Here is a 6110-nt window from a genome sequence, read left to right as displayed (position 1 = left end):
ATCCCTTGTTCGAAGCCAATTCATCTCCTACCTACTCACTGGGCTGTGACCCTTCACGCTCCTTGAGGAAGGAGTCTTCTTGGCTAAAATGATAAAAAATGTAGAATAAATTTATAAATCTGCTTGATAAACCATATATCGACCACTAGCAAGGGTAACGAATACTTGATTCTCTTTAATTTTTACTACAGTGCCGTTAGAAGTATAATTATTTAATTTTGTTTTTGCTTTAACAGAAATTTTATTATTTCCATCAATCTGAACCAAAAGCATCTGACCAGTGGAACTAATTACTATTGCATGTTTATCCTTGAGGGCCACTACTTTATTCCATTTATAATTTTTACTTTCTTGATCAGTCAGTTCTGAACTCTCAATCTTTTTCCCTTCTTTATTAAAGAGGGCGAATTTTGCACCTTCTCCAACAGCTATTATAGTACCATCAGAAAGTCTGTCAATTGACGTAATATCATGTTTTGTTGATCCCCAATCTCCAAAGTTAATGACGTTTCCATTTCCTAGTGACATGATTTGATATTTCCCTTTATCACCTACCATCAAGATCTGGTCTTCACATAACTGAATTGAATCATTAATATTCCAATCATTTGGCCATTTTCCTGTTCGTGTTACGCCATAAGAATCACCATCAAGGATAGCATAATAACCTTTATCGTAAACTAATAAAAGCCTTCCATCCGATAGTTGCTTAACAAATCTCGGATTACGTTTGTCCGATAGTTGCCCCTGTTCAACTAAACCTCCAGATGAATCTACAACTTTCCATTTTCCTGATGTACCCGCAATAAAAAAGTTACCATCAGATGTTTTTACAATGCCTTTTGTAGGAAAAGAAGGTTTGTTCTTTTCATGTGAAACCATTAATCCACCAGATTCAGTGCTTAATACAGCTAAATCAGTAGAATTACCAACAAAAATAGTATCCCCATCGATACCTACAGCTTCCTGAATAGTGCCAATTCCATCCCATTTATTACTCACAACACCATACAAATTTGCTGCACTAGCATTTGTAGGTAGTACAAGTAAAGCGCTTGCAAGTAATAATGTAGATAACTTCTTAAGTTTAATCATTTTTCCACCCCTATCCATAATATTTAATAAACTGCATATAACAATATTAACACAATAGGTAATAAAAGGTAAATCCTACAATATATTTATCAATAATATACAGAATAATCAATCACATTATTCAATATGTATATACGATTATAAAGGTTGCCCTTTAAATGTTAGTAGATATAAAATTTAGCGAGTAAAAATTATGAAGAAAGGTTAAATAGAAGGTACATCACATGTCCATTAAGCTAAGATAAGGTACTGCATGACCTTCCGATCTTATTGGCTTCATGCTTGATATTTTGTTTATTTGTTGTTAAAAATACGTATTCCAAATAAACCTTAATAAGATGTGTTTTTAAGGTTATACAGAAAAGTTTTATCTATTATTTTTCTAACACTGGTTATTTTTGTATTTCAACAATAAAGATAAAAGCCCTCTTTTAATTAGGAGGGCTCTTATCTTTCATATAAGTGAATCCGATTTTATGATTTTTAAAATGAATGTCGTCTGTTATACCCCTGTTCAAAGCATGCTCTGACTTTATCCCTTTCGGCAAGAAAACTCAGTCTGATTTGTGTTACGAGTGAAACCCAACAATTCGAGTGAAGATGAATTGCCGAAAAAGATAAACAATTTCGTCCGTCATAACGTCACAACACCCTTAGTAAGAGTATTCCATGATGGTTAAGAAATTCCTGCAAAGAAAAAAACTAGCTAAGGCTTTTCATTCTATGTTGAAATTCACCTATTCAATGAGCCTATTCTTGCACAAACACGTAGCAAAAAAGAACTGTTCGGAACAATCCGCTCATTCTTAGCGAAAAAGTACCAGGAATTAAATGAGTGATTGGGTATTGAAGAATGTAAATCAGACCGTATTTGGTACTATGGAACATTATCACTTATATTTTTTCTAAATTAATATGTTCATAATCTATGATATTGTAGAAAAGAGGACGCTTAAAACGTCCTCTTTTTTAGTAATTAAATATGCTCTCCATGATCCATGAACACTTGAATTGGTTCGTTTTTTGCTACGTCTTTTACATTAGTAAAACCAAAGGTAAAAACAGCAGATAACATCATCATTAATAAGATTACTTTTTTCATTTTAGCGCCCTTCTTTCTATGTTCTTTTTGTCTGCATCTAAAGCGATGTGCAAATACTTGCTAGCTTTCTCATGATTTTCTGAACCATAGAATACATTACCTAAAAGAGAAGCATATTCTTTTACCCAATCATATAATTCTTCTTTTTCGAAATAAGAAATACCTTCTATAACCACATTTTCTAATTCTTCTTGTAGTGCATAGTTATGTAATGCTCTTAAAATTTGAAAATGATGTCGATAACATAAGTCACTAATCTTATAGCCATTCTCAATATATTCGTTAGCAATATCATTGTAACCTAACTTAAAATGTTCTCTTGCTAAAAGGAACATCGTTTTAGCGTTGTTTTCTAGTGAATCCTGTAAATGCTTAATTGCTAGCTCTGACATGTTTTGACTTGCATATAAAAGCCCTAAATTATGCTTTACGCGTTTGATAAGACTTTCATCATTAGATTTTTGGAAAGTTCCTAGTGCTGAAAGTAAATATTCCTCTGCACTTTCGAAATCATTTAAGCGAATGTGTGCCATTCCTAAAGTATTTAAACATGCTGCAGTTTTTAATTCATACCCTGTCCTAATTGAAAATACTTCATTCGCCTTCTTAGCAAATTGAACTGCAAAGATTGGTTTCAATATGTGATAGTAATGAACTGCAAGCCAATAATTAAATTCGGCTTTTTCAATTTCATCATGCATGTACTCTAAAAACGTTTCAGCTTTTTCAAATTGCATTCTTGCTTCACTATGGTTTGCTGTATTAATAGCGTAAATTGCTTTAAATAAATGATAATAGTACTCTAAAAATGTTTCTGTAGACTCTGGTAAAGGCTCGATTTTATCCAGAATATCTTTTGAACTGTCCATATCACGAATTAGCAGGTTATACCGTGCATTTAATAAAGCGTAGTAGACCAATATCGTTTGGTCTTCCTTAATATTATTGATTTTATTTGCAATATCTTCTTTTAATTTCTTAGACTGCAATACACGCTGTGAAATCATAGCTTGATACCAGTCATTTAATAATTTTGTGATTTCTTCTTTAGAAATAATGTCAACACTCATCTACTGCTACCCCCTTTATTAAAGGTTACCACAATATAATTGTTTGTATAAATAAGTTTTTGAATATTCTAACTTGAAAAACTTATTTTTGAATATTCATGTTAATGGGTGGTTGTTGTGTTTTTCGGATATTTTTAAACAGCCTAAACTCGTTAGAATAAATTTGTTATCCCAACCTAACAAATTTAAAGATACCGAAATGCCTTTATGTATAAGGTGTATTTGAGTAGGAGCGCAGAAGTCTGCATCCCAACTTCAGCGTACAACTTTAACTATCCATAATACTCATACTTCGTTTCTTTATTTTGGTCAGTACGTCCTAACAATTAGGGTGCACTTCAGAACCGAATAGTTAGCTTTTTTTATTTGTAACCATTTCAAACAATATTTCGTATGATGAACTAGTCCTTTCTTATAACTTGAGCTCGTCACTTTCGTTATAACAATGGGATTAAATCCTATAAACTTTCTCAGGAATCATTCATATTTTATTTCTGAAAAAGTTGCTCTGTTTTATAAAAAGGTGGTTGCGGATACAACCGCCTTTTTATTTATAACAAAATAAATTTTTTTGGCTTTCTACTCAATTATCTCAAATTCGGATGTTTGACAAAACTTTTCGTGATAGCATCAATTTGAACATCATATTCCCCATACCCATCTCGACTTATAGAATGAATTGTTTCAACTTCATCATCCCGATGCCTTCTTTTGGCTCAACCGAATAACCCCTTTCTTGCAGACCTTTAGCAACCTCCTGCATATCTTTCCATGCTTCTGTACCTGGCCCAACTTTAATAGTCACTGTATTCATTTTCATTCTCCTTTTCTATTCAAATTGCATTTTTGTTCTGTTTTTTATTTGAAGCATATAAACAAAATGGTGGTAAGTAATTATTTTGATTATTACTATACCTCTATTGGGCTTTCGGTTATCTGTACATTTGATTAGTCACTCTGGGAAAGAGCGCTGTTCGAAGGCGCTTTTTCTTATGACCTTCTTTTCAACAAAATTTTGATGAATAAATTTTTATATTATGGGATGACTATGAAATCCCTGTATTAAGTACAAATCTTGATAAAGTCTTTCAATCACTAGTTGACGTTGATGCAGTCAGTTTTTATTACTGGCTATTAGATAAAGAATATAGATTCGTAATTGAAATAAAAGATGAAGAAATGATTAGAATTGGGTTTCGCTAATACACTAATCATCTTTCTCAATGTATAAAATAAATTAACATGGTAAAATTATATTTGCGAGATACATATTATTAAAATTAAAGTGGTTCAAGTCGGAGGAAGGCACCTTTGGGTGTCTTTTCTTTATGATGAATGATCCCACATTAAGAAAAATCTCTAAAATATTAGGAATTTTTAGTAAAATAATTAATATTGCCTGCCTTCATAATGTCCATATTTACCGCCATCTGGTGCCTCTCCAACTATACCTTTAAAATACCACTTAATTCTTCTATTTATATCCTCAAAATTGTTGGCAAAATAGCCATCTCAACTACGAAATTCATAAGTTTTATATACGTCTCTGTCACTATCATATGTGAACCAGAAGTCATATTCAGAATTATAATAATATGTTGTGTTTCCTAATTCTGCGATTGATGGTGCCATTTTTTAGTGTTATCTATATCTTCTGTACTCGCTGAAGCTGCCCCGATTCTTCCTATTCATGTAAGACCAGTTGCTAATACTCCAACTACTAATTTCTTAAACATAATAAGTCCCCCTTGATATTTCTTATAACTTGTACCTTAAATGTATCACCTTTGTAATCCCTGTAAATATTTTGAATTTAAAGAAACGTTCATTTAATTATTGTTAATATTTACAATATAATTCATCAAATAGAAAATAGAGGTATGTGCTTGGGTATGTAAGATTGCATGCTCATTCAGAAAAAGAATGTGATAAACTCTAACTACCTGTTCTATTTTTTCAGTTATCTTAGAAACCTTACTTCTTATTTACCCAATTGGGAGGCGCCTTATGGCGTCTTTTTTTATTATAATAAGCCCCCACACTTGAGGGCTTATCGATTGAAAGGTAGGAATGTTGGAATTCCTTAAATTAAGAACACAGCGGGATTACTCCTAAGCCTATTAATAAAGCTGCAGCAAACGTTGGAATTGGCACAGGAATCTCGATACCCTCTACAACTAAGAAGTATTGTCCACTTACTAATTTGAAACAAACTAATTCCGTGGTTGTTCCTCCCTCCTGGTAAGATTAATACATTATATTAAATTATCGATATAGTTAAATAGTTTTTTTAAAATATATAATTTAGTAATATTCCGCTAAAGCACCCTATATTGTCTTCCCCTTATTTTCAAAAGGACCTGCTCAATTTATTCGTAATTACATAAGGTAAAGTGAACCCATTAAAATCCATGAAATGAACTCTAGTTTTACCCTCTGATCTAAAGGAGGTACTATTATTATGGGATATGGTGGTAGTTGCGGCGAAGGCTGTGGTTTTGTTGGTGGATTCGCTTTACTCGTTGTACTCTTTATACTACTAATCATAATCGGATGCAGTTGCTTCTGCTAAAAACTATGGGGAAAGACACTCTTATTTTGGTGTCTTTTCTTTTTTCTCAATATAAGAACTTTAATAATATGCTATGATTTAAATGCAAATTCCCTTTTATACAATAAGATAGTAGTAACCAACAACCCGCTATCACGAAAATACAGCGGGTTTTTCTTTTATTTTTACATTTGTTATAATTTCTTTAAAGGTATTTCAATGTTTTTGTACGTATATATTGAACTACCCCCACTTTCACTTCGTTTAGAAGTGGGGGATTCCTAAGTAAAGA

Annotated in this window: 6 protein-coding genes and 1 pseudogene; 2 read left to right on the top strand and 5 right to left on the bottom strand. The window is 32.2% G+C overall.

What is annotated here, in order from left to right; all coding sequences use genetic code 11:
* Positions 1-111: 111 nt before the first annotated feature.
* The 4 genes from AC0NJG_RS28480 to AC0NJG_RS28465 form a co-directional block, all read right to left on the bottom strand.
* Positions 112-1095 (bottom strand): hypothetical protein, encoded by a 984-nt coding sequence (locus AC0NJG_RS28480; RefSeq protein ID WP_474063699.1) that lies wholly within the window; start codon positions 1093-1095, stop codon positions 112-114.
* 976 nt (positions 1096-2071) lie between these two features.
* On the bottom strand, positions 2072-2197 hold the full coding sequence (locus AC0NJG_RS28475; RefSeq protein WP_474063698.1) for an aspartate phosphatase: 126 nt from the start codon (positions 2195-2197) through the stop codon (positions 2072-2074).
* On the bottom strand, positions 2194-3267 hold the full coding sequence (locus tag AC0NJG_RS28470; RefSeq protein WP_474063697.1) for a response regulator aspartate phosphatase: 1074 nt from the start codon (positions 3265-3267) through the stop codon (positions 2194-2196). Before AC0NJG_RS28470 ends, AC0NJG_RS28475 begins: the two co-directional genes overlap by 4 nt.
* 667 nt (positions 3268-3934) lie before the next feature.
* Complete coding sequence (locus tag AC0NJG_RS28465) at positions 3935-4081, bottom strand: DUF8088 domain-containing protein (RefSeq protein ID WP_474063696.1); 147 nt, start codon at positions 4079-4081, stop codon at positions 3935-3937.
* Positions 4082-4293: 212 nt separating this feature from the next.
* Between AC0NJG_RS28465 and AC0NJG_RS28460 the strand changes: the two are divergent.
* A pseudogene (locus AC0NJG_RS28460) lies at positions 4294-4470 on the top strand (CDI toxin immunity protein); the annotation flags it as partial.
* Between the two features lie 186 nt (positions 4471-4656).
* On the opposite strand, the gene AC0NJG_RS28455 reads toward AC0NJG_RS28460, so the two are convergent.
* The gene (locus AC0NJG_RS28455) at positions 4657-4737 is read right to left on the bottom strand and encodes a hypothetical protein (protein WP_474063700.1); all 81 of its coding nucleotides are present in this window, start codon (positions 4735-4737) and stop codon (positions 4657-4659) included.
* A gap of 991 nt (positions 4738-5728) precedes the next feature.
* Here AC0NJG_RS28455 and AC0NJG_RS28450 point away from each other — a divergent pair.
* Entirely contained in the window at positions 5729-5839 is a 111-nt protein-coding gene (locus AC0NJG_RS28450) for a YjcZ family sporulation protein (RefSeq protein WP_088325598.1), read from the top strand.
* Positions 5840-6110: the final 271 nt, after the last annotated feature.

The organism is Bacillus sp. SSR7 (assembly GCF_055902415.1).
This window is presented reverse-complemented; position numbering and strand designations above follow the sequence as displayed.